This is a genomic window from Streptomyces sp. NPDC039424 (genome assembly GCF_055639495.1).
Window position 1 is genome coordinate 234,521 of record NZ_JBVKAI010000011.1, and the last position, 22,675, is coordinate 257,195.

Annotated in this window: 20 protein-coding genes; 15 read left to right on the forward strand and 5 right to left on the reverse strand. The window is 72.7% G+C overall.

Annotated elements, in window-relative coordinates; all coding sequences use genetic code 11:
• The first annotated feature begins 73 nt into the window (after positions 1–73).
• The 9 genes from ACZ7L0_RS26570 to ACZ7L0_RS26610 all read left to right on the forward strand — a co-directional run bounded on the left by ACZ7L0_RS26570 (position 74) and on the right by ACZ7L0_RS26610 (position 11,131).
• The gene (locus tag ACZ7L0_RS26570; RefSeq protein WP_471245064.1) at positions 74–2,113 is read left to right on the forward strand and encodes a bifunctional aldolase/short-chain dehydrogenase; all 2,040 of its coding nucleotides are present in this window, start codon (positions 74–76) and stop codon (positions 2,111–2,113) included.
• Positions 2,110–3,573, forward strand: a complete 1,464-nt coding sequence (locus tag ACZ7L0_RS26575) for a rhamnulokinase (RefSeq protein ID WP_471245065.1) — start codon at positions 2,110–2,112, stop codon at positions 3,571–3,573. The genes ACZ7L0_RS26570 and ACZ7L0_RS26575 overlap by 4 nt, the downstream gene beginning before the upstream one ends.
• 72 nt (positions 3,574–3,645) lie before the next feature.
• On the forward strand, positions 3,646–4,401 hold the full coding sequence (locus ACZ7L0_RS26580; RefSeq protein ID WP_471245066.1) for a (Fe-S)-binding protein: 756 nt from the start codon (positions 3,646–3,648) through the stop codon (positions 4,399–4,401).
• Positions 4,398–5,885, forward strand: coding sequence for a LutB/LldF family L-lactate oxidation iron-sulfur protein (locus tag ACZ7L0_RS26585; protein WP_471245067.1), 1,488 nt, complete (start codon positions 4,398–4,400; stop codon positions 5,883–5,885). Before ACZ7L0_RS26580 ends, ACZ7L0_RS26585 begins: the two co-directional genes overlap by 4 nt.
• Positions 5,882–6,523 (forward strand): LutC/YkgG family protein, encoded by a 642-nt coding sequence (locus tag ACZ7L0_RS26590; protein WP_471245068.1) that lies wholly within the window; start codon positions 5,882–5,884, stop codon positions 6,521–6,523. The genes ACZ7L0_RS26585 and ACZ7L0_RS26590 overlap by 4 nt, the downstream gene beginning before the upstream one ends.
• A 127-nt stretch (positions 6,524–6,650) precedes the next feature.
• On the forward strand, positions 6,651–7,442 hold the full coding sequence (locus ACZ7L0_RS26595) for an ABC transporter ATP-binding protein (RefSeq protein WP_471245069.1): 792 nt from the start codon (positions 6,651–6,653) through the stop codon (positions 7,440–7,442).
• Positions 7,443–7,445: 3 nt separating this feature from the next.
• On the forward strand, positions 7,446–8,759 hold the full coding sequence (locus ACZ7L0_RS26600) for an FtsX-like permease family protein (protein ID WP_471245070.1): 1,314 nt from the start codon (positions 7,446–7,448) through the stop codon (positions 8,757–8,759).
• Between the two features lie 156 nt (positions 8,760–8,915).
• The gene (locus tag ACZ7L0_RS26605) at positions 8,916–9,773 is read left to right on the forward strand and encodes an AAA family ATPase (RefSeq protein WP_471245071.1); all 858 of its coding nucleotides are present in this window, start codon (positions 8,916–8,918) and stop codon (positions 9,771–9,773) included.
• Positions 9,770–11,131 carry a vWA domain-containing protein gene (locus ACZ7L0_RS26610; RefSeq protein WP_471245072.1) on the forward strand — a complete coding sequence of 454 codons (1,362 nt, stop codon included), beginning with the start codon at positions 9,770–9,772 and terminating at the stop codon, positions 11,129–11,131. Before ACZ7L0_RS26605 ends, ACZ7L0_RS26610 begins: the two co-directional genes overlap by 4 nt.
• 92 nt (positions 11,132–11,223) lie before the next feature.
• On the opposite strand, the gene ACZ7L0_RS26615 is transcribed toward ACZ7L0_RS26610, so the two are convergent.
• From ACZ7L0_RS26615 to ACZ7L0_RS26630, 4 genes are all read right to left on the reverse strand, one after another.
• Positions 11,224–11,592: a cupin domain-containing protein gene (locus ACZ7L0_RS26615; protein WP_471245112.1), complete on the reverse strand. Its 369-nt coding sequence runs from the start codon at positions 11,590–11,592 to the stop codon at positions 11,224–11,226.
• 164 nt (positions 11,593–11,756) lie between these two features.
• Entirely contained in the window at positions 11,757–12,425 is a 669-nt protein-coding gene (locus tag ACZ7L0_RS26620) for a helix-turn-helix transcriptional regulator (RefSeq protein WP_471245073.1), read from the reverse strand.
• Between the two features lie 32 nt (positions 12,426–12,457).
• Positions 12,458–13,150 carry a transmembrane-type terpene cyclase gene (locus tag ACZ7L0_RS26625; RefSeq protein ID WP_471245074.1) on the reverse strand — a complete coding sequence of 231 codons (693 nt, stop codon included), beginning with the start codon at positions 13,148–13,150 and terminating at the stop codon, positions 12,458–12,460.
• Positions 13,151–13,202: 52 nt separating this feature from the next.
• The gene (locus tag ACZ7L0_RS26630) at positions 13,203–14,108 is read right to left on the reverse strand and encodes a LysR family transcriptional regulator (protein WP_471245075.1); all 906 of its coding nucleotides are present in this window, start codon (positions 14,106–14,108) and stop codon (positions 13,203–13,205) included.
• Between the two features lie 139 nt (positions 14,109–14,247).
• Between ACZ7L0_RS26630 and ACZ7L0_RS26635 the strand changes: the two genes are divergently transcribed.
• Positions 14,248–14,943 carry a type 1 glutamine amidotransferase domain-containing protein gene (locus ACZ7L0_RS26635; RefSeq protein ID WP_471245076.1) on the forward strand — a complete coding sequence of 232 codons (696 nt, stop codon included), beginning with the start codon at positions 14,248–14,250 and terminating at the stop codon, positions 14,941–14,943.
• A 75-nt stretch (positions 14,944–15,018) separates the two neighbouring features.
• Entirely contained in the window at positions 15,019–16,302 is a 1,284-nt protein-coding gene (locus ACZ7L0_RS26640; RefSeq protein WP_471245077.1) for an MFS transporter, read from the forward strand.
• A gap of 77 nt (positions 16,303–16,379) precedes the next feature.
• Here ACZ7L0_RS26640 and ACZ7L0_RS26645 read toward each other — a convergent pair whose 3' ends face one another.
• Positions 16,380–17,402: a LacI family DNA-binding transcriptional regulator gene (locus ACZ7L0_RS26645; RefSeq protein ID WP_471245078.1), complete on the reverse strand. Its 1,023-nt coding sequence runs from the start codon at positions 17,400–17,402 to the stop codon at positions 16,380–16,382.
• Between the two features lie 198 nt (positions 17,403–17,600).
• On the opposite strand from ACZ7L0_RS26645, the gene ACZ7L0_RS26650 reads away from it, so the two are divergent.
• Genes ACZ7L0_RS26650 through ACZ7L0_RS26665 form a run of 4 tightly spaced genes read left to right on the forward strand, consistent with a single transcriptional unit; the run spans position 17,601 to position 22,638 of the window.
• Positions 17,601–19,538: a glycoside hydrolase family 127 protein gene (locus tag ACZ7L0_RS26650; RefSeq protein WP_471245079.1), complete on the forward strand. Its 1,938-nt coding sequence runs from the start codon at positions 17,601–17,603 to the stop codon at positions 19,536–19,538.
• A 34-nt stretch (positions 19,539–19,572) separates the two neighbouring features.
• Entirely contained in the window at positions 19,573–20,841 is a 1,269-nt protein-coding gene (locus ACZ7L0_RS26655; protein WP_471245080.1) for a sugar ABC transporter substrate-binding protein, read from the forward strand.
• Positions 20,842–20,851: 10 nt separating this feature from the next.
• A complete protein-coding gene (locus ACZ7L0_RS26660; RefSeq protein ID WP_471245081.1) occupies positions 20,852–21,820 on the forward strand; it encodes a carbohydrate ABC transporter permease in 969 nt (322 codons plus the stop codon).
• Entirely contained in the window at positions 21,817–22,638 is an 822-nt protein-coding gene (locus ACZ7L0_RS26665) for a carbohydrate ABC transporter permease (RefSeq protein WP_471245082.1), read from the forward strand. Before ACZ7L0_RS26660 ends, ACZ7L0_RS26665 begins: the two co-directional genes overlap by 4 nt.
• Positions 22,639–22,675: the final 37 nt, after the last annotated feature.

Sequence of the window (22,675 nt, forward strand, 5' to 3'; positions counted from 1 at the left end):
GTCGCGCAGTTCCCCGCGCCCCTGGGCGGGGTGCACTCACCCACACTTTCGTGTCACGAAGGACTGATTATTCATGGCAACCCATCCCGAAGCCGCCGCCCTCCTCGCCCGGTCCCATCGGCTCGGATCCGACCCCCGGAACACCAACTACGCGGGCGGCAACGCGTCCGCCAAGGGCATCGACACCGACCCCGTGACCGGTGGGGACGTCGAGCTGATGTGGGTGAAGGGTTCCGGAGGCGATCTCGGGACGCTCACCGAGGCCGGGCTGGCGGTGCTGCGGCTGGACCGGCTGCGGGCGCTCGTCGAGGTGTATCCGGGGGTCGAGCGGGAGGACGAGATGGTCGCCGCGTTCGACTACTGCCTGCACGGGAAGGGCGGGGCGGCTCCCTCGATCGACACGGCGATGCACGGGCTGGTCGGCGCGCCGCACGTGGATCATCTGCATCCGGACTCGGGGATCGCGCTGGCCTGTGCGGCGGACGGGGAGAAGCTGACCGCCGAGTGCTTCGGCGACACGGTGGTCTGGGTGCCGTGGCGGCGGCCGGGCTTCCAGCTCGGGCTGGACATCGCGGCGATCAAGGAGGCCAACCCGCAGGCCGTCGGATGCGTGCTCGGCGGACACGGGATCACCGCGTGGGGAGCCACGTCGGAGGAGTGCGAGCGGAACTCGCTGCACATCATCCGCACCGCCGAGGCGTTCCTTCAGGAGCGGGGCAGGGCCGAGCCGTTCGGGCCCGTGGTCGAGGGCTACGAGGCGCTGCCCGAGGGCGAGCGCAGGACGCGGGCCGCCGCTCTGGCGCCGTACGTCCGGGCGATCGCCTCGCGGGACAAGGCGCAGGTCGGGCACTTCACGGACACCGAGGTCGTCCTCGACTTCCTGGCCCGGGCCGAGCATCCGCGGCTGGCCGCGCTGGGCACGTCGTGCCCGGACCACTTCCTGCGGACCAAGGTACGGCCGCTCGTGCTCGACCTGGCTCCCACGGCCCCGCTGGAGGAGGCGGTCGCACGGCTGGAGGAACTGCACGCCGGGTACCGCGAGGAGTACGCCGCCTACTACCGAAGGCATGCTCTGCCCGACTCCCCCGCCATGCGCGGCGCCGACCCGGCGATCGTGCTGGTGCCGGGCGTCGGCATGTTCTCCTTCGGCAAGGACAAGCAGACCGCCCGGGTGGCCGGCGAGTTCTATGTCAACGCGATCAATGTGATGCGGGGCGCCGAGGCGGTGTCGGCGTACGCGCCGATCGAGGAGGCGGAGAAGTTCCGGATCGAGTACTGGGCCCTTGAGGAGGCCAAGCTCCGGCGGATGCCGAAGCCGAAGCCGCTGGCGACCCGGGTGGCGCTGGTGACCGGCGCGGGCAGCGGGATCGGGAAGGCGATCGCCCATCGGCTGGTGGCCGAGGGGGCGTGTGTCGTGGTCGCCGATCTGAGCGGTGACAACGCCGCCGAGGTGGCCGAGGAACTGGGCGGCCCGGACAAGGCCGTCGCCGTGACCGTGGACGTCACCTCCGAGGAGCAGATCGCCGAGGCCTTCAGGGCGGCGGTGCTCGCCTTCGGCGGCGTGGACCTGGTGGTCAACAACGCCGGTATCTCCATCTCCAAGCCGCTGCTGGAGACGTCGGCGAAGGACTGGGACCTCCAGCACGACATCATGGCCCGGGGGTCCTTCCTCGTGTCGCGGGAGGCGGCGCGGGTGATGATCGCGCAAGGGCTGGGCGGCGACGTCGTCTACATCGCCTCCAAGAACGCCGTCTTCGCGGGGCCGAACAACATCGCCTACTCCGCCACCAAGGCCGACCAGGCCCACCAGGTGCGCCTGCTGGCCGCCGAGTTGGGCGAGCACGGGATCCGGGTGAACGGCGTCAACCCGGACGGGGTGGTGCGCGGTTCCGGGATCTTCGCGGGCGGCTGGGGGGCGCAGCGGGCCGCCGTGTACGGGGTGGAGGAGGAGAAGCTGGGCGAGTTCTACGCGCAGCGGACCATCCTCAAGCGGGAGGTGCTGCCCGAGCACGTGGCGAACGCCGTGTTCGCGCTCACGGGTGGGGACCTGACGCACACCACGGGGCTGCACGTCCCCGTCGACGCGGGTGTGGCGGCCGCGTTCCTGCGATGAGCGCCGAAGTGAGGGCGTACGCGGCGGCCGACCTCGGCGCCTCCAGCGGGCGGGTCATGGTCGGCCGCGTCGGTCCCGACTCGCTGGAGCTGAGCGAGGTCCACCGCTTCCCCAACCGGCCGGTGCGCGTCCCGGAGGGGCTGCGCTGGGACGTGCTCGGGCTGTACGGGGGGCTGCTGGACGGGCTGCGGGCGGCCGGCACCGAGGCCGGGGGCCGGATCGACTCCGTCGGTATCGACAGCTGGGCGGTGGACTACGGCCTGCTGGACGCGGACGGCGCCCTGCTGGGCAACCCGGTGCACTACCGCGATGCCCGCACGGAGGGCGTCGCGGAGAAGGTGTGGGCGACCGTACCGGCCGCCGAGCTGTACGCGGCGACCGGCATCCAGTACGCCCCCTTCAACACCCTGTACCAGCTGACCGCCGCCCGTTCCACGGCTCAGTTCGCGGCGGCCGAGCGGCTGTTGCTCATCCCCGACCTGCTGACGTACTGGCTGACCGGCGAGCAGGGCACCGAGCTGACCAACGCCTCGACCACCCAGCTCGTCGACCCCCGCACCCGCGACTGGTCGTACGACACAGCCGACCGGCTGGGCATCGACCTCGGCCTGTTCCCGCCGCTGCGGCGGCCCGGGGATCCGGCCGGGGTGCTGCGGGCGGAGGTTTTGGAGGAGACCGGGCTCGCCGGGCCCGTGCCGGTGACGGCGGTCGGCTCGCACGACACCGCCTCGGCGGTGGCCGCCGTGCCCGCGACGGGCGAGCGGTTCGCCTATATCTGCACCGGCACCTGGTCCCTGGCCGGGCTGGAACTGTCCTCGCCCGTGCTCACCGAGGAGAGCCGGGCGGCGAACTTCACCAACGAGCTGGGCCTGGACGGCACGGTCCGCTACCTGCGCAACATCATGGGGCTGTGGCTGCTCCAGGAGTGCCTGCGGGCCTGGGGGGACGCGGACCTTGGAGCGCTGCTGCGCGAGGCCGCCGCCGTCCCCGCGCTGCGGTCGGTGGTGGACGCGGGGGACGCCGCCTTGCTGGCGCCCGGCCGGATGCCCGAGCGGATCGCCGAGGCGTGCCGGGCCTCGGGCCAGCCGGTGCCGCGGACCCCGGCGGAGGTCACGCGGTGCATCCTCGACTCCCTCGCGCTCGCCCACCGCCGGGCCGTCGAGGACGCCCAGCGGCTGGCCGGGCACCCGGTGGACGTGGTGCACGTCGTCGGCGGCGGCACCCGCAACGCGCTGCTGTGCCAGCTCACCGCCGACGCCTGCGGACTGCCGGTGGTGGCCGGACCGACGGAGGCCGCCGCGCTGGGCAACGTACTGGTGCAGGCCCGGGCGCACGGGCCGGCCGGCGACCTCGCCGGCATGCGGCGACTGCTGGTCCGTACGCAGCCGCTGACACGGTACGAACCCCAGGGCGGCGCGGCACGGTGGCGGGCGGCCCAGGCCCGGCTCGCCGCGCCGTGAGCCGGGGACTCCCCGAGCGCTGTACCGCCCATTACGCTGCACTCGTCCGATGACCGACCCCAAGGAGCCGCGATGCGTGTCGCCCTGTTCCTGACCTGTGTCAACGACACGCTGTATCCGGACACCGGCCGCGCGGTGGTGAAACTGCTGACCAGACTGGGCGTCGAGGTCGACTTCCCGATGGCCCAGACCTGCTGCGGGCAGGCGCACTACAACACCGGCTACCGCCACGAGGCCGAGCCGCTGGCCCGGCATTTCTCCGATGTCTTCGGGGAGTACGAGGCGATCGTGACGCCCTCCGGGTCGTGCGGGGCGATGGTGCGGGAGCTGTATCCGCGCATGGGTGAGCGGGCGCGCGCCGAGGGCCGCGGGGACGGGCTCGCGGCCGTGCTGGCGCCGGTGGTGCCGAAGACGTACGAGCTGACGGAGTTCCTGGTGGACGTGCTGGGGGTCACGGACGTCGGGGCGTACTACCCGCACAAGGTGACGTACCACCCCACCTGCCACGGGCTGCGCGGCCTGCGGCTGGGCGACCGTCCGCGGCGGCTGCTCCAGGCGGTCAAGGGGCTGGAGCTGGCCGAGCTGCCCGGCGCCGACGAGTGCTGCGGCTTCGGCGGGACCTTCGCGCTGAAGAACCCGGACGTCTCCGCGGCGATGGGCGCGGACAAGGTGCGGAGCGCCGAGTCGACGGGCGCCGAGGTGCTGTGCGCGGCCGACAACTCCTGTCTGATGCACATCGGCGGGACCATGACACGGCTCAGGACGGGCATGCGGCCCGTGCACATCGCGGAGATCCTGGCGAGCACGGAGGAGGAACCGGCCGGATGAGCGGAACGTTCGTGGGCATGCCGTCCTTCCCGAAGGCCGCGCACGAGGCCGTCGGCAACCAGACCCTGCGCGGCAATCTGCGTCACGCCACCCACACCATCCGCGCCAAGCGGGCGAAGGCGGTGGCGGAGGTGTCCGACTGGGCGGAGCTGCGGGAGGCCGGGAAGCGGATCAAGGACCATACGCTCCGGCATCTGGACGACTACCTCGTCCAGCTGGAGGAGTCGGTCACGGCGGCGGGCGGCACCGTCCACTGGGCGGCCGACGCCGACGAGGCCAACCGGATCGTCGCCGAACTGGTCAGGGCCACCGGCGAGTCGGAGGTCGTCAAGGTCAAGTCCATGGCCACGCAGGAGACCGGACTCAACGAGGCACTCGAAGCGGAGGGCATCCGCGCCTACGAGACCGATCTCGCCGAGCTGATCGTGCAGTTGGGCAAGGACCGGCCCTCGCACATCCTCGTGCCCGCCATCCACCGCAACCGGGGCGAGATCCGGGACATCTTCCGCTCCGAGATGAAGGAGTGGGGCCGCCCCGCCCCCGAGGGCCTCACCGACACACCCGCCGAACTCGCCGAGGCGGCCCGGCTGCACCTGCGGGAGAAGTTCCTGCGGGCCAAGGTGGGCGTCTCCGGCGCCAACTTCATGGTCGCCGAGACCGGCACGCTGGTGGTCGTCGAGTCCGAGGGCAACGGCCGGATGTGCCTGACCCTGCCCGAGACACTGATCTCGGTCGTCGGCATCGAGAAGATCGTGCCGACCTGGCGGGACCTGGAGGTCTTCCTGCAGACGCTGCCCCGCTCCTCGACGGCCGAGCGCATGAACCCGTACACCAGCATGTGGACGGGCACGACCGACGGCGACGGGCCGAGGACCTTCCATCTGGTCCTCCTCGACAACGGCCGCACCGACACCCTCGCCGACGAGGTCGGCCGCCAGGCGCTGCGCTGCATCCGCTGCTCGGCCTGCCTCAACGTCTGCCCGGTGTACGAGCGGGCGGGCGGCCACGCCTACGGCTCGGTCTACCCCGGTCCCATCGGCGCGATCCTGAGCCCCCAACTGCGGGGAACGGCGAGCGAGATCGACGCCTCCCTGCCCTACGCCTCCTCGCTGTGCGGTGCCTGCTACGAGGTGTGCCCGGTGGCCATCGACATCCCCGAGGTGCTGGTGCATCTGCGGGAACGGATCGCGGAGGGCGGCACGGTGACCCGGGCGGGCAACAAGGTGGTGCTCAAGCCCGCCAAGGGGCATGCCGCCGAGCGGGCGGCGATGCGCGCCGCGCGCTGGGCGTTCGCCCGTCCCGGCGCCCTGCGCGCCGGGCAGCGGCTCGCCTCCCGCACCCGCCGGCTGCATCCCCGTACGCTGCCGGGCCCGGGCCGGGCGTGGAGCGGCACGCGGGACCTGCCGGCCGTACCGGCGGAGCCGTTCCGCGACTGGTGGCAGCGCACACACGGTGAGAACCGTGAGAAGGGGGCCGGGAAGTGAGCAGCCGGGACCGGATCCTGGGGCGGGTGCGCCGCGCGCTCGCGGACGTACCGCCGGGCGACCCGCCGTACGAGCGGGCGGTCCCCCGCAAGTACCTGCGCCGGCACGGCGAGCTCGGTGCCGAGGAGACGGTGGATCTGCTGGCGGACAACCTCGCGGACTACCGGGCGATCGTGCACCGCGCGACCGAGGAGGAGTTGCCGCACCTCGTCATGCGGCTGCTCGCCGAGCGCGGGAGCCGGTATGTGCTCGTGCCCCCGGGCCTTCCCCCGGAATGGCTGTCCGCCGCCGACGCCACCCGGGTCCATGACCGTGCCGCGAGCACACCCCACGAGCTGGACGAGGTGGAGAGCGTGGTCACCGGCTGCGCGGTCGCCGTCGCCGAGACCGGCACGATCGTCCTGGACGGCTCCCCCGACCAGGGCCGTCGCCGTATCACCCTGATCCCCGACCACCACATCTGCGTGGTGCGCGTCCCCGGCCAGGTCGTCGCCTCCGTCCCCGAGGCCCTCGAACGCCTCGACCCCACCCGCCCGTTGACCTGGATCTCCGGCCCGTCGGCGACCAGTGACATCGAACTGGACCGGGTGGAGGGTGTGCACGGGCCGCGGACGCTGGAGGTCGTGCTCCTGAGTTGAGGGCACCCGCGTCCCGGGCGGGGTGGTGCTGGGTACACCCGGTGATACGGGTCGTACGCCCAATGTGCCCCGGCCCGCCCGTCCGTAGCGTCTTCGGTGAGGCACAGAGGGTGCCGGACGGAGAGTGATGACGATGTTCCGCAACGGCTCGCGCCCCCCGCACGGCCCGGTGCCCACGGCCGACGCGCTGCGCCTGGTCAAGGTGACCAAGACCTACGGCAGCGGCGACGGCGCCGTGACCGCCCTGGACGGGGTGACGCTCGGTCTCAAGCGCGGCACGTTCACCGCGGTGATGGGTCCCTCGGGCTCCGGGAAGTCCACGCTGCTGCAGTGCGCGGCCGGGCTGGACCGGCCGGACCGGGGCATCGTGGTGGTCGACGGCAAGGAGATGACGGGTTCCGGCGAGAGCGAGCTGACGAAGTTCCGGCGCGGCCGGATCGGCTTCGTCTTCCAGCAGTACAACCTGCTGGACACACTGACCGTCGCGCAGAACACGGTGCTGCCGCTGAAGCTCGCGGGCCGGCGCGTGGACCGCGCACAGGTCCGGGAGGTGCTGGCGGCCGTCGGGCTCGGCGACCGGCTCGGCCATCTGCCCGGCCAGTTGTCCGGCGGTCAGCGGCAGCGGGTGGCGATCGCCCGCGCGCTGGTCACGGAGCCGAGGGTGATCTTCGCGGACGAGCCGACGGGCGCCCTGGACACACGCAGCGCGCGGGAGGTGCTGCGGCTGCTGCGGGACACGGTGCGGCTGCACGGCCGGACCGTGGTGATGGTGACGCACGACCCGGTCGCCGCCTCGTACGCCGACGCGGTGCTGTTCCTGGCGGACGGGCGGCTGGCGGGCGAGATGGCGGAGCCGACCGCCGACGCGGTCGCCGAACGCCTGGCGCACCTCGGCGACGCCGTGCCGGCGGGGGTGTGACCGATGCTCGCACTCGCTCTGCACTCGATTCGGCGCCGGCCCGGCCGCTTCCTCGCCACGCTGCTGTCCGCCTTCCTGGGCGCCACGATCGTCATGACGTTCAACTCGCTGCACGACACGGCCGCGCGGCCCGGCGTCGACAAGGTCAGCGCGGACACGCTGACCCTGTCCGCGAATGTCGTCGGGGCCTACGGCAGCCTGCTGGTCTTCTTCGCCGTCGCCTCCACCCTGACCGTGAACGTGCGCCAGCGGTCCGCCGAACTGGAACTGCTGCGCTGCTCCGGCGCGACCCCGGGGCAGCTCAGGCGCATGGTCGTGGGTGAGGCGGTGGCCGTGGCCCTGGCGGGCACGGCACTGGCGATCGGCCCGGCGATGCTCGGCGGGCGGGCGCTGCTCGGGATGTTCCACCGGAGCGGACAGGTCGCGTGGTCGGTCGAACCCGCCCTGGGCGCGGTCGCGCTGTCCTCCGGCTTCGGCATCACCCTGCTCGCGTCGGCGGGCGCCGCGTTCCTCGCCGTGCGGCGGGCCACCCGCCCGGGTACCCGGCGGCTCGGCCGGACGCGGACGGTCTCCGGCTGGGCCGCGCTGCTCGCCGGTGCCGGGTCCGCGTCGGCCACCTTCGCCTTCTCGGCGCGGGACGAGCAGCTGATGGCGACGTCGGCCTACGGGGCGATCCTGCTGTCGGTGGGCCTGGCCCTGCTGTCGCCGGGGCTCTTCGGGCGCCTGCTGTCCCGGCTGTCGCTGTCCGGGGCGAGCGGCTGGCTCGCGGTGCGCGGTCTGCGGGAGCGGGTCGGGCACCTCGCCGGGATCCTGATGTCGCTGATCCTCTTCACGGCCGTGTCCACGGCGACGCTGACCATGCAGGCGGTGGAGAACGACGCGCTCAGGTCCTCGGGACTGACCAGGTCGGTCGACGCCAAGAACCTGGAGACCCTCAACCTCACGGTGGTCGGCATCATCGTGGTGTTCGTCTGCGTCATGTTGGTCAACTCGCTGTACGCGGCGACCGTGCACCGGCGGCGGGAGTTCGGGCAGCAGCGTCTGGCGGGCGCGACTCCCGGCCAGGTGCTCGCCTCGGTGGGCGTGGAGAGCCTGATCCTCACGGTGGCCGGGGTGCTGCCGGGCACGGTGGCCGCGCTGGCGGGGGTCGTCCCGTTCACGATGACCCGCACCGACGGCACACTCCCCCACCAATTCCTCGGCGTCTGGCTCGCGGTGACCGCGGTCGCGGCCACGGTGACGCTGGGGACGAGCCTGGCCACCGCGCGGCGGGTGCTCGGCACTCCGGCGGTCGAGGCGGTGGCGCTGGCGGCGTGAACGGCGCTGGTGCCGGGGGCGGTCACTTCGGTGGCCGCCCTCCCACGTGTGTCCGGCGGACCGGACCAGGACACCGGAACACACGTGACAGGCTGGGTGAACAAGCGCTTAGATAGGAGCCCGGAACCTGACGCCCGACCGCACCCGGAGGCCCCGTTGTTCACATCCGTCGACGACGTCTCCGCCCGCCTGGCCGAGACCGGCTACCTCGCCTCGCCCGCCGTGGCCACGACCGTCTTCCTCGCCGACCGGCTGGGCAAGCCGCTGCTGGTGGAGGGACCCGCCGGGGTCGGCAAGACCGAACTCGCCAAGGCCGTGGCCGAGGTCGCGGGGGCGCGGCTGGTGCGGTTGCAGTGCTACGAGGGCGTCGACGAGTCGCGGGCGCTGTACGAGTGGAACCACGCCAAGCAGCTGCTGCGCATCAGCGCGGGCCGCGACGAGACCTGGGACGACGCGCGCACGGACATCTTCAGCGAGGAGTTCCTGCTGCCGCGCCCGCTGCTGACGGCCATCCGCGGCGACGAGCCCAAGGTGCTGCTGATCGACGAGACCGACAAGGCCGACGTCGAGGTGGAGGGGCTGCTGCTGGAGGTGCTCAGCGACTTCCAGGTGACCGTCCCCGAGCTGGGCACGGTCACCGCGACCCGGCGCCCCTTCGTCGTGCTCACCTCCAACGCCAGCCGCGAACTGTCCGAGGCGCTGCGCCGCCGCTGCCTGTTCCTGCACATCGGCTTCCCCGACGAGGAGCTGGAGCGGCGGATCGTACGGCTGAAGGTGCCGGGCCTCGACGAGGCGCTGACCGAGTCGGTGGTGCGGGTGATCGGCGCGCTGCGCGCGATGGACCTGCGCAAGGTGCCCTCGGTCGCCGAGACCATCGACTGGGCGCGCACGCTGCTGGCGCTGGGCGCCGAAACGCTCGACGAGACCGTGGTCCGCGACAGCCTGGGCGTGGTCCTCAAGCACCAGGACGACATCCTGAAGGCCGCCGCCAAGCTCGATCTGGAGGCCCTGTGAGCACCCCCACCGGGGTGGCCGACCGGCTGACCGGCCTGGTCGGGGCGCTGCGCGCGCACGGCATGCGGATCGGCACCGGCGAGACCGTGGACGCGGCCCGCGCGGTGGAGGCGCTCGGCCTCGCGGACCGGGAGCTGCTGCGCGAGGGACTGGCGGCGACGCTGCTGCACGGCGCGGGGCAGCGGGCGGTGTTCGACCCGGTCTTCGACCTGTACTTCCCGCGCGGCGTCGGCGGGCCCGGCACCTCTGCTCCCGCCGGCCGCGACGAGCTGCGCGACCGGCTCGCCGCCGCCCTCGCCGAAGACGACCGGGCGGCGCTGGCCCGGCTGGCGTCGGAGGCCGTCGACGCGCTGGGCGGGTACGGGAGCTCGCCGGAGTCGGACGGCTGGTCCTCGTACCAGACCCTCGACCGGCTCCGTCCGCAGACGCTGCTGGCCCGGGTGCGCGCGGACGTCCGGGGGCGGCCCGGTACCGGCGGGTTCGCCCAGCGGCTGCTGGACGACGAGATCCGCCGCCGTATCGACGCCTTCCGTGCCCTGGTCGCGGCGGAGGCGCGGCGGCGGGTCGCCGAGCGGCGCGGCCGGGAACTGATCGCCCGGCGGGCGGTGGCGCCGACCGCAGACCGGGTGGACTTCCTGTACGCGGGCCGGGACCAGCTGGCCGAACTGCGCCGCACCGTCCGGCCGCTGGCCCGCAAGCTGGCCACCCGGCTGGCCGCGCGGCGCCGCCGGGCCACGCGCGGCACGATCGACCTGCGCCGGACCCTGCGCGGCTCACTGTCGACGGGCGGGGTGCCGATGCGGCCGGTGCTGCGCAGGCGCCGTCCCGTCCGGCCCGAACTGGTGCTGCTGTGCGACGTGTCGGGGTCGGTGTCGGGCTTCTCGGACTTCACGATGCTGCTGGTGCAGGCGCTGCACGACCAGTTCAGCAAGGTGCGGGTGTTCGCGTTCGTCAACCGGCTCGACGAGGTGACCGGGCTGCTCGACCACGGCGCCGCCGACCCGGAGGGGCTCGGCGCCCGCATCCGCGCCGAGGCCGTGCTCACCGGCTGGCACGGCAGCAGTGACTACGGTGTCGCGCTGGGCGAGTTCGCGGAGCGGTACGGCGACGCGGTCGGCCCGCGCACCACGGTGTTCGTCCTCGGGGACGCCCGTACGAACATGAGCGACCCCAACCTGGCCGCCGTACGCCACATCGCCTCCCGGGCCCGCCGGGTCTACTGGCTGAACCCCGAGCCGCGCGCCCAGTGGGGCACGGGCGACTCCGCGGCGCCCGGGTACGCGGAGCTGGTCGAGATGCACGAGTGCCGTACGGCCCGGCAGCTCAGCGGGCTGATCGGACGGCTGCTGCCGGTGTGAGGCGGCGACCGCTCACCCCGGCCGAGCCCGGGCAGCGGCGGGTGCCGCCTCCTCGGAGGGAGCGGCACCCGCTCGTCGGCCGGAGCCTGTCGTCACGTCCCGGAGGCCTTCGCGTACTCCTGGGCCATCTGTCCGGCGAAGTCGTACACGACGACCGGTTCGTCACCGACCACCCAGGCGTCGTGGCCGGGCGGGCAGACGAAGACGTCGCCGGGCCCGACCTCGGACTCGCCGCCCTCGCCGTCCATGCGGAGATGCATCCGCCCCTGCACGACATAGCCGTTGTGGTGGACCTGGCAGCTCTCGGTGCCCGCGATCGGGCCCACGGACTCCGTCCAGCGCCAGCCCGGTTCGAAGGTGCCCACCGCGAAGTCCAGGCCCGTGAGGTGGACCACTTCGAGGTGGCCCCGGGGGAAGTCACGCCGCTCGTCCGGCTTCTCGACCGTCTTCACTTCCAGCATCGCCATGACGGTGTCCTCCCTTCCGGCCGCTCACCACGGCCGGGGGCCGGTCCCCGTCACCCGGCGGCCACGGCGGCACCGGCGCTCCGACGGCGATCGGTCCCCACCAGTCCATCGTCGGTCTGTCGACCCGGCGCCGCCATTCGGGGGACACCGGCCGGCCGTCAGCCCGCGCCGCCGGCCCTGGCCTGGGCGAGGTAGTTGTAGGCGGAGGCACGGGAGATGCCGAGCCGCCCGGCGACCTGTTCGACCGCCCGGCGCACCGCGAACACGCCCTGTTCGTCGAGGCCGCGGAACAGCTCCAGGCGCTGCGCCCGGTCGAGCTGGGCCCAGCCGGCGTTCTGCCTGAGCCGGTGGGCGTCGACGATGGCGTCGACCACGGCGTCGATGTCGTCGCCGAAGGCGGTGACCGGCGGCTCGGCGGCGTCCGTGCCGGTTCCGGCGAGGGCGCCCAGCAGGGTGTGGGCCTGGGTCAGCGCGGTGACGTCGAGGTTGACGCACAGCGCGCCGAACACCGTGCCGCCGGAGTCCCGCAGCAGCATCGTGGACGACTTGACGAGCTTCCCGGAGGGGGTGCGGGTGAGGTAGTTCAGCTCGTCGGCCGCCGTGTCACCCCGGGTGACCATCCGCATGCCGATCTCGCTCATCGCCCCGCCCAGCGTGCGCCCGGTCACCTCCCCGGCGATCGCGACCACCGACTTCTCCGGCTGCCGGTAGTCGTGCAGGACCACCTCGCAGAGCGGCCCGAACGTCGCCGCGAGCCCGTCGACGACCGGGCCCAGCGCGGCGAGGACCGCGTCCCGCTCCGCCTCCGGGGCGTGCTCGTCGGCCATCGGGAACTCCTTCGTTCGGCGGGGCTTCGAGACTACTCGTCCAGGCCGTGTACGGGGAGTCCAGCCGGGCGGGGGACGGGGGCCGCCGGGACCGGCCCGGCGCCGCGCCGCCCCACGGCGTACACCGCGCAGGCGTAGACCGCGTCGAGGAGGAAACAGCCGGTGTAGAGGTAGTACATCAGGGGGTTCTCGTAGCGCGGATCCACGTCCGGGTCGGTGAGCAGCGCCAGGGAGGCGCAGCCGGTGCCGAGGAGCTTGGTCAGCGCGATGCCGAGGGACTGGCCGCGCGTGCCGCGGCGGGCGGCCAGCATCGCCAGGAACATCGCGGACATCGCCAGGTTGCTGCCGAACGCGGTGACGGCGCCGGCGCCCTGGTCGAACTGCTCGGAGGCGAAGTCCATGCCCGGGTAGGCGAGCAGCAGCAATGCCGCCAGCGCCGGCAGGAACAACCGCTCGGGCAGGGAGGGGAATTCGGCCCGGCCGAAGCGGACGACGGTGTAACCGATGGCGAGGTCGAAGCAGAACCACACGATGTTGACGGGGTGCAGGACGCCGGACGGCGGTCGTACGAAGGCGAACATGAACTCCCAGCTGATGTTGGTGGCGAACGCGACGACCGGCATGCCGAAGGTCCGCTCCCGCAGCCCCGTGCGGATCAGCAGCACGTAGGCGGCCGTCCAGAACAAACCCGTGCCGAGGAGCAACGCCGTGTGCAGTGCCCGCATGTGACCCTCCGTCAGACGCCGTGGACCCACTCCCGCTCGCGACCTCTCTGTGCTACCACGACCGCGCCGCCCGCAGCAGCAGATCCCGCACCCGCGCCACGTCCGGGTTGTCCGCCGGGCCGGGGCGCTGGGCCAGGAAGGCGGTGTTGATGGGCGGGTCCTCGGGTTCGTGGAGCGGGACGAGTGCTCCGGAGGCCAGCTGGTCGAGGCAGAGGTAGCGGGGCAGGACGGTGAAGCCCGCGCCCGCGACCACGGCCGACAGCACCCCGCGCAGATCGGGCACGGTCACGGCGGCGGGGCAGGAGAGCCGCCGGCCGAAGGCGTGCCGCCAGTACCGGCGGGCGATCGGGAGGTCCTCGGCGTACGTGATCAGGGGCACGGAGTGCAGCACGGCGGGCCCCTCGACGGCCAGCGGCTCCTTCACCCGCCTGGCCCACACGGGGGCGGCGACCAGGACGAACTCCTCGTCCGCCAGGGGGACCGCGCTCAGCGTCCGGCCGCGCGGCCGGGAGGTGGTGATCACCAGGTCGTGGCGGCCCGCCCGCAGTTCGTCGAGCAGCGGGTCCGTCAGCCCGGTGGCCACCCGCAGCCGTACGCCCTCCGCCACCAGCGGCGCCAGGGCGGGCAGCGCGCGGGTGCAGAGGATCTCGGCGGGCCCGGCCAGGAGGACCGGGTCGGGCCGGCCGCCCGCCGCCGGGGCCGGTCCCGCCACGGTGGCCAGCTCGTCGAGGGGCGCGGAGACGCGGGCGGCCAGCTCGTCGGCGACGGCCGTCGGCACGACGCCCCGCGGCAGCCGTTCGAACAGTTCCCGCCCGGTCTGCCGTTCCAGGGCGCGCATCTGGGTCGTCACCGTGGGCTGCGACAGCCCCAGCAGCCGCCCGGCGCCGGTGAAGGAGCCCGAGCGGTAGACCGCGAGGAAGGTGCGCAGGAGGTTCAGGTCGAGGGAAGTGCTGTCCACCCGGTTCAGTATCACTCCGGTATTCCTCCGGGTGCCATAGAAGTTCCAATGCCTGACATCGGGACCTTCATTGGAAACCTATGGCTGGACGGACTACGTTCGCAGGCGACCGCACACCCCGAGTTCCGGAGAAAAACCCATGTCACGCATCCTCTTCGTCATGACCGGCGCCGACTACTGGACGCTCGCCGACGGCACCAAGCACCCCACCGGCTTCTGGGCGGAGGAGGCCGCCGCCCCCTACCGGGCGTTCAAGGACGCGGGGCACGAGGTGGTCGTCGCCACCCCCGGCGGCGTGGTCCCGCCCGTGGACCCGGGCAGCCTCTCCGCCGAGGCCAACGGCGGACAGGGCAACGCCGACGCCATCGCGCGCACCCTCGAATCCATGACCGAGCTGCGTGCCCCGGTCCGGCTGGAGGACATACGGCTCGACGACTTCGACGCCGTGTTCTACCCCGGCGGGCACGGCCCCATGGAGGACCTCGCGGTCAACGCCGACTCCGGCAGGCTGCTGGCCGAAGCGCTGCGCTCGGGCAGGCCGCTGGGCGTGGTCTGCCACGGCCCGGCCGCCCTGCTCGCGGCCGTCACGGCCGACGGCTCCAACGCCTTCGCCGGGTACCGGGTGGCCGCGTTCACCAACGCCGAGGAGACCCAGGCCGGTTTCGCCGGCAAGGCCGAGTGGCTGCTCCAGGACCGTCTGACCGAGGCGGGCGTGGCGGTCCAGGTGGGCGAGCCGTGGGCGCCGAACGTGGTCGTCGACCGCAACCTGGTCACCGGCCAGAACCCGGCCTCCTCCGCCCCGCTCGCCGCCGAGCTGCTGACGAGGCTGGGCTGAACGACGTTCGTACCCCCGGACGTTGATCCCGTGTAGCGTGTGATCCCTTCGCCGGGTCGACAGGGGAGGCGGACGGTGACCTCAGCGGACGGCGACAGCCCTCGGTTATGGGGCAACCCCGGCTATCGCGTCTTCCTCACCGTCCAGACCCTGTCGGCCCTCGGTGACGCCTTCTCCTACGTGGCGATCCCGCTGCTGGTGCTGCACAGCACCGGCTCGGTGGTCCAGATGGGCGTGGTCACCGGGCTCACCGGCGTCGCCTCGATCCTGACCGGCCTGTTCGCCGGCGTGCTCGTCGACCGGCTCGACCGCCGGCGGCTGCTGATGGTCACCGACGCGGCCCGCTGTCTGCTGTACCTGCTGGTGCCGCTGGTGTGGACGTTCGCCACACCGGTCTGGCTGCTCTACACGGTCGTGCCGGTCGCCGGGGTCTTCTCGATGCTCTTCGATGTCACCTGTGTGACCGTGGTGCCGTCGCTCGTGGCACCGGAGTGGATCACCCGGGCCAACGGCCACCTCTTCGCGAGCTACGCCGTGGCCGGTGTCGTCGGCCCGGCGCTCGCCGGGCTCGTCGCCTCGTCCGCCGGGCCGGCCGCCGCGATCGGCATCGACGCGGCCACCTTCGCGGTCTCCGCGTTCGGCATCCGCTACGTCCGGTTGGGCGCCGCCGCCCGGCCGTCCGCCGGGGCCGAACGCGCGGGCGGACGCCGGGAGTTCCTGGCGGGCGCCCGCTACCTGTGGGGGCATCCGGTCCTGCGCCCGCTGACCGTGCTGCTGTCCGTGCTGACCTTCCTCACGTACGGCCTCACGGACCTCGTGGTCTACCTGGTCAAGCACGAGCTCGGCCGCCCGGACGCGACGGTCGGCTATGTCCTGGCCGCCGGCTCCGTGGGCTCCTTCGCCGCCTCCTCGGTGGTCGCCCGCGTCCGGGGGCGCCTGGGGTTCGGGGTCAGCTGGATCGGCGCCTTCTCCCTCGCGGGCATCGCCGTGGCCTGCATGGGCGTCGCCCGGACCGTCCCGGTGATCGCCGCGCTGGTGACCGTCCACCTGTTGTGCGCGGGCATCGCGGGCATCTGCTCGATGTCGCTGCGCCAGGAGGTCACCCCCGGCCATCTGCTGGGCCGGGTCACCTCGTCGTTCTGGACCATCCACTCCGCCCTGGGCCCGCTGGGCGCCGCCGCCACCACCGCGGCGGCGGCCGGGCTGGGCGTCACCACGGTCTGCCTGTTCACCGGCGCCGCCATCCTCCTCGTGGCGCTCACCGGGACGGTGACCGGCATCCTGCGGCCCGACACCGGGGAGCGCCCCGTGGGAGAGACAGCCCCGGCGCCGGGCCCCGACCGGCAGCAGAGCCGGTGAACCACGTCCGCGGCCGGGCGAGCCCGATGTCATGATCCCCCTCGCCCGCGCCGGACAGCGCGCCCCGAGGAGGCGCTTCAGCTCGACTCCCGCACCACCAGTCGGCACGGCACCGTGTGCACCCCCGGCTCCGGCTCCGCGTCGATCGCCTGGAGCAGCAGCAGGGCGGCGATGCGGCCGATCTCGGTCAGGTTCATGTCGATCGTGGTGAGCGGCGGACGGCAGGCCAGCGCCATGGTGTCCCAGTTGTCGTAGCCGACCACGGCGATGCCGCCGGGCACGTCCCTGCCCCGCTCGCGCAGCGCGTCGGCCACGCCCCGGGCGATCTGGTCGTTGCCGCAGAAGAAGGCGTCCGTGTCGGGGGCGGTGCGCAGCACCGCGTCGGCGGCGCGGCGGCCCCAGGCCTCGCTCCACTCGCCGAAGTGCACCCGGCCCGTGGCCAGGCCCAGTTGGGCGTTCTCGAGGTGCTCGACGGCGTGCCGGGCGCGGTCGCGGGCGGCCTGGTGGTGTTCGGGGCCGGTGATGTGGGCGATGCGGGTGCGGCCGGTGGCCAGCAGGTGTTCGACGGCCAGGTGGGCGCCGCCGCGGTCGTCGGTGACGACGGAGGTGTCGGCGGGGTCGGTGGACGGGGCGAGCGCGTAGACGACGGGGATCGAGGGGTCGATGCCGGTCAGCGGCGGACGCGGGTCCGTGCGGCGCCCGGCCACGATGATGCCGTCCACCCGGCGGTCGGTGAGGGTGCGCAGATGGTGCTGTTCCCGGATGGCGTCGCCCCGGGTGTCGCACAGCAGCACGGAGATCTTCCCGGCGCCGAGCGCGTCCTCGGCGCCGAGGAGCACCGGCGTGCTGAACCGGCCTATCCCGTCCGTCGTCATCAGGCCCACCGTCCAGCTCCGGCCGCTGTGCAGGCTCTGGGCGTGCTGGTTGGGCCGGAAGCCGAGCGCCTCCACCGCGTCGAGCACCCGCTGCCGGGTCTCGGGGCGCATCCGGCCGCCGCCGCTCAGCGCCTTCGACGCCGTGCCCACGCTGACGCCCGCCAGCGCGGCGACATCGGCGAGGCGGGCCCGGCCGGTGGGGGGAGAGCCTGGAGCAGAGGTCACGGGCAAACCTTTTTCTCAACGACATGGACGCCTGACATGGTGACAGTTCAGCCGCTGAACTGCCAAGCGACTGGGAAACCGAAAAATCTCTTGCCGCGACTCTTGACCGGCCTTCCGCACTGCCCTCTACTTTCCGTCGAGAAAACGGTTGCGCAAAACGGCTCCGTACCGCCGCCATCTCACCGATCCCGGAGAGCCATGCCCCGCACACGCTCCGCCCTGTCCCCCACCGGCCCGGTCCGCCTCGGGCCCGAGGCCCGGGCCGCGCTGCGCCCCGCGACCACCCGCGTCGACGCCGGCTTCTGGCACGCCCGCCGCGAGACCAACGCCCGCGTGTCCCTCCCGCAGGGCCCCCGCCTGCTGGAGTCGGCCGGGAACCTGCACAACCTGCGGCTCGCGGCGCCCGCGCCGGGGGCGTCGGCGGACGCGGCGGCCGAGGGCGGGTTCCAGGGCGCCTACCCGTTCGTGGACACGGACGTCTACAAGTGGCTGGAGGCCGCCGCCTGGCACCTGGCCGGGGACGACTCGGCGCAGTCGGCGGCCGACGTGGAACGGATCGTCTCCCTGATCGCCGCCGCCCAGCAGCCCGACGGCTACCTCAACACCTGGTTCCAGCTGGTCAAGGGCGGCGAGCGCTACCAGGACCTGCGCTGGGGCCACGAGCTGTACTGCGCGGGCCACCTCATCCAGGCGGCCGTGGCCCACCACCGGGCAACCGGCCGCACCGAGCTCCTCGACGTGGCCGTGAAGTTCGCCGACCACATCGACTCCGTCTTCGGCCCGCCCGGCAGCGGCAGGCCCATCGACGGCATCGACGGCCACCCCGAGGTGGAGACCGCCCTGGTCGAGCTGTACCGGGAGACCGGCGAGCGCCGCTACCTCGACCTGGCCGGCTACTTCGTCGACCGCCACGGACACGGCCTGCTCGGCGGCGAGGCCTACTGCCAGGACCGCGTCCCGGTGCGCGAGGCGACGAACGTCGAGGGGCACGCCGTACGGCAGTTGTACCTGCTGGCGGCGGCGGCCGACCTGGCGACGGAGACGGGAGAGGCCGAACTCCTCGCCGCCAACGTGCGGTTGTGGCAGGCCATGACCAGCACGAAGACCCACATCACCGGCGGTCTCGGCGCCCACCACGACCAGGAGGACTTCGGCGACCCCTACGAACTGCCCAACGAGCGCGCCTACTGCGAGACCTGCGCGGCCATCGCCTCGGTCCAGTGGAGCTGGCGCCTGGCCCTGCTGACCGGTGAGGCCCGCTACTCCGACCTGATCGAGCGCACCCTCTACAACGGCTTCCTGGCCGGCGTCTCCCTGGACGGTGAGCGCTGGCTGTACGTCAACCCGCTCCAGGTCCGCGACGGCCACACCGACCCCGGCGGCGACCAGTCGGCCCGCCGCACCCGCTGGTTCCGCTGCGCGTGCTGCCCGCCCAACGTGATGCGGCTGCTGGCGAGCCTCGACCACTACATGGCGTCCGGCGACGCACGGGGCGTGCAGATCCACCAGTACGTCACCGGGCGCTACTGCCACGACGAGATCACCGTGCGCGCCGAGACCGACTACCCCTGGCAGGGCACGGTCGCCCTCACCGTCGAGGAGACCCCGGCCGACCGCCCGTGGACACTGTCGCTGCGGATCCCGCACTGGTGCCGAAAGTTCCGCGTGCGGTGCGGGGAGCAGACGTACGAGGCCCCGGTCACCGACGGCTGGCTGCGGCTGGAGCGGACCTGGTCCCCCGGCGACCGGGTCGTCCTGGAGCTCGCCCTCGAACCCCGGCTCACCTCGGCCGACCCACGGGTGGACGCCGTCCGCGGCTGTGTGGCGATCGAGCGCGGCCCGCTCGTGTACTGCCTGGAGCAGGCCGACCACCCCGGCGGCGGCCTGGACGGCATCGTCCTCGACACCACCCGCCCGCTCGCCGTGAAGCACCGCCCCGACCTGCTGGGCGGGGTCACCACGGTGGTGGCCGGCGGCCGGCGGCGCCGGATCCCCGCCTCGGACTGGTGGCCGTACGGGTCCGCCTCCGACACCGCGCCGGACGACGGCGATCCCGTCGAGCTCACCGCCATCCCCTACTACGCCTGGGCCAACCGCGAGGACGGCAGCATGCGCGTCTGGCTCCCCACCTCCTGACCACCCCGCCCCGCCACGACAACGAGGTCACCCCGTGATACCCACCCGCCGTAGCCCTCTGCTTCCCACCCACCGCGCCCTGATCGCCGCGCTCGCCGCGGCCGGCACCCTCGCCTCCCTCACCGCCTGCGGTGGCGGCTCCGACTCCTCCAAGTCGTCGTCCTCGTCCTCGGGGACGTACGCCTTCTGGGACCCCTACCCGCAGTTCGACGCCTCCTCCTCCTGGGGCAAGGCCGTCACCGCGTGCGGCACCCGGGCCGGGGTGAAGCTGAAGCGGACCGCGTACGACACCACCGACCTCGGCAACAAGGCGCTGCTCGCCGCCCAGCAGGGCAACGCGCCCGACGTGATGCTCGTGGACAACCCGGTCGTCTCGACTTTGGTGGAGGCGGGGATCCTCAACAAGACCGGCGACCTCGGCATCGACACCAAGCCGATCCAGCGGAACATCATCGGCGCGGGCACCATCGACAACGCCTCCTACGGTGTCCCGATCGGCGCCAACACCCTCGCCCTCTACTACAACAAGAAGGTCCTGTCCGCCGCGGGCGTCGACCCCGCGGGCATCAAGGACTGGAACTCCCTCACCGCGGCCCTGAAGAAGGTCGAGGCCGCCGGGAAGAAGGGCATCACCTTCTCCGCGATCAACACGGAGGAGGGCAGCTTCCAGTTCCTGCCGTGGTTCTGGGGCGCGGGCGGCGACCTCACGAAGCTGGACTCCGCGAAGGGCGTGGCCGCGCTGTCCCTGTGGAAGGGGTGGGTGGACGAGGGATACGCGCCCAAGGACGTCCTGCAGAACACGCAGACCACCAGCTGGCAGGAGTTCGCCACCGGGGACTACGCGTTCGGCGAGAACGGCACCTGGCAGCTCGGCAACGCCGACAAGGCGGGCTTCGACTACGGGATCATCAACATCCCCGGGCAGAGCGGGGGTTCGGCGCCGGTCCCGACGGGCGGTGAGTTCGTCACCGTCCCCGTGCAGAAGGACACCGGGCGCTACGACGTCAGCAAGAAGATCGTCACCTGTCTGACCAGCTCCACGAACCTGCTGACGACCGACACCACACTGATGTACGTCGCCCCGACGGCCTCGGTCCAGGCCCAGCAGGTCGAGCGGAACCCGAAGCTCAAGCCGTGGGTGGACGCCGTGGCCGCCGCCCGGGGCCGCACCAGCGGCGGACTGGGCTCCAAGTACCCCACCATCTCCCAGCCGATGTGGACCGCCGTCCAGGCCGCCCTGTCCGGCGGCAAGAGCCCGCAGGACGCCCTGGCCACCGCCCAGGCGAGCGCCCGGAAGGGCTAGGCCCGCGACCATGACCATCGCCCGAGTCGAGCGACCGCGCCGGGCCGCGGTGGCATCGAAGGCCGGCGGCCCCGGCGGGCCGCCGGCGGAACGCCGGCAGCGGCGCCGGAGCCGGCTGACCGCGCTCGCCTTCGCCGCCCCGCTGATCGCCTACCTCGCCGCCTTCTACGTCTACCCCCTCTACCGCAACCTCGACCTGAGCCTGCGCGACTACACCGTCCGGTCGTTCGTGGCGGGGGACGCTCCCTTCTCCGGCTGGGACAACTTCCAGAAGGTGCTGGACGACCCGACCTTCGGCCCGGCGATGCGGCACACGCTGGTCTTCACCTTCGTGTCGATCGCCTTCCAGTACGCCATCGGCCTCGCCCTCGCGGTCTTCTTCAACCGCCACTTCCGCCTGGCGCCGACCCTGCGCGCGCTGTTCCTGATCCCCTGGCTGCTGCCGCTGATCGTGTCGGCGTCGACCTGGTCGTGGATGTTCAACAGCGAGTCCGGGGTGGTGAACTACTTCCTGCACTTCATCGGCGTGGACCCGGTCGGCTGGCTCACCTCCCCGGACTGGGCGCTGACCTCGGTGATCGTCGCCAACATCTGGATCGGCATCCCGTTCAACCTGGTCATCCTCTACAGCGGGCTGCAGAACATCCCGGCCGAGCTGTACGAGGCGGCGGCCCTGGACGGGGCGAACGCCTGGCAGCAGCTGCGCCGGATCACCTTCCCGCTGCTGCGCCCGGTCTCGGCGATCACGCTGCTGCTCGGGCTCGTCTACACGCTCAAGGTGTTCGACCTGATCTGGATCATGACCAAGGGCGGCCCCGGGGACGCCTCCTCCACCCTCGCCACCTGGTCGTACCAGCTCGGCTTCGGCACGCTGCTGCCCAAGTTCGGCCCCGGCGCGGCGGTCGGCGACATCCTCATCCTCATCGCGCTCGTCTTCGGGCTGCTGTACATCCGCGTGCAGAGGAGGCAGGAAGCGTGAAGTCCCGTACCTCTTCCCGTCGTTACACGCTCCTCGGGCTGCTCCTCACCGCGCTGATGCTGTTCCCGGTGTACTGGATGCTGAACGTGTCCCTCACCCCGCAGCAGGACATGCGCAAGGACCCGCCCGACCTGATCCCGCTGCACCCGACCTTCCAGGGCTACCGGGCCGTCCTGGACGACCAGTTGCCCTACCTGGGCACCAGTCTGCTCATCGGCCTCGGCACGGTCGCGCTCACCCTGGTCATCGCCGCCCCGGCCGGATACTCCCTGGCCAAGCTGCGCCCGCGCGGCGGCGGGGCGCTGAGCCTGGCGCTGCTGATCGCGCAGATGGTCCCCGGCATCGTCATGGCGATGGGCTTCTACGGCATCTTCCTCGACCTGGGACTGCTGAACTCCTGGTGGGGACTGATCGTCGCGGACTCCACCATCGCCGTGCCGTTCGGCGTGATGATCTTCACGGCGTTCATGTCCGGCATCCCCGGCGAGCTGATCTCCGCCGCCCGGATCGACGGCGCCGGAACCTGGCGCACCTTTCGTTCGATCGTGCTGCCACTGAGCCGCAACGCGATCGTCACGGTCTCGCTCTTCGGCTTCCTGTGGGCCTGGAGCGACTTCGTCTTCGCCAACACCCTGGACGGCGGCGGCGACTGGAAGCCGATCACCCTCGGCATCTACCGGTACATCGGCAACAACAACCAGGAGTGGAACGCGATCATGGCCACCGCCGTCGTCGCCTCCGTCCCCGCGGCGGTCCTGCTGGTCCTCGCACAGCGCTACGTGGCCGCGGGTGTGACCGCGGGCGCCGTGAAGGACTGACCCGCCTCCCTTCCCTCCCTCCGTGAGGAGCACCCCC

What these genes read in the sequence shown, in the direction of transcription:
- ACZ7L0_RS26575 (WP_471245065.1), top strand. Translation starts at nt 2,110, where the DNA reads ATGAGCGCCGAAGTGAGGGCGTACGCGGCGGCCGACCTCGGCGCCTCC.
- ACZ7L0_RS26595 (WP_471245069.1), top strand. Translation starts at nt 6,651, where the DNA reads ATGACGATGTTCCGCAACGGCTCGCGCCCCCCGCACGGCCCGGTGCCC.
- ACZ7L0_RS26580 (WP_471245066.1), top strand. Translation starts at nt 3,646, where the DNA reads ATGCGTGTCGCCCTGTTCCTGACCTGTGTCAACGACACGCTGTATCCG.
- ACZ7L0_RS26635 (WP_471245076.1), top strand. Translation starts at nt 14,248, where the DNA reads ATGTCACGCATCCTCTTCGTCATGACCGGCGCCGACTACTGGACGCTC.
- ACZ7L0_RS26625 (WP_471245074.1), bottom strand. Translation starts at nt 13,150, where the DNA reads ATGCGGGCACTGCACACGGCGTTGCTCCTCGGCACGGGTTTGTTCTGG.
- ACZ7L0_RS26620 (WP_471245073.1), bottom strand. Translation starts at nt 12,425, where the DNA reads ATGGCCGACGAGCACGCCCCGGAGGCGGAGCGGGACGCGGTCCTCGCC.
- ACZ7L0_RS26570 (WP_471245064.1), top strand. Translation starts at nt 74, where the DNA reads ATGGCAACCCATCCCGAAGCCGCCGCCCTCCTCGCCCGGTCCCATCGG.
- ACZ7L0_RS26660 (WP_471245081.1), top strand. Translation starts at nt 20,852, where the DNA reads ATGACCATCGCCCGAGTCGAGCGACCGCGCCGGGCCGCGGTGGCATCG.
- ACZ7L0_RS26650 (WP_471245079.1), top strand. Translation starts at nt 17,601, where the DNA reads ATGCCCCGCACACGCTCCGCCCTGTCCCCCACCGGCCCGGTCCGCCTC.
- ACZ7L0_RS26600 (WP_471245070.1), top strand. Translation starts at nt 7,446, where the DNA reads ATGCTCGCACTCGCTCTGCACTCGATTCGGCGCCGGCCCGGCCGCTTC.
- ACZ7L0_RS26585 (WP_471245067.1), top strand. Translation starts at nt 4,398, where the DNA reads ATGAGCGGAACGTTCGTGGGCATGCCGTCCTTCCCGAAGGCCGCGCAC.
- ACZ7L0_RS26615 (WP_471245112.1), bottom strand. Translation starts at nt 11,592, where the DNA reads ATGCTGGAAGTGAAGACGGTCGAGAAGCCGGACGAGCGGCGTGACTTC.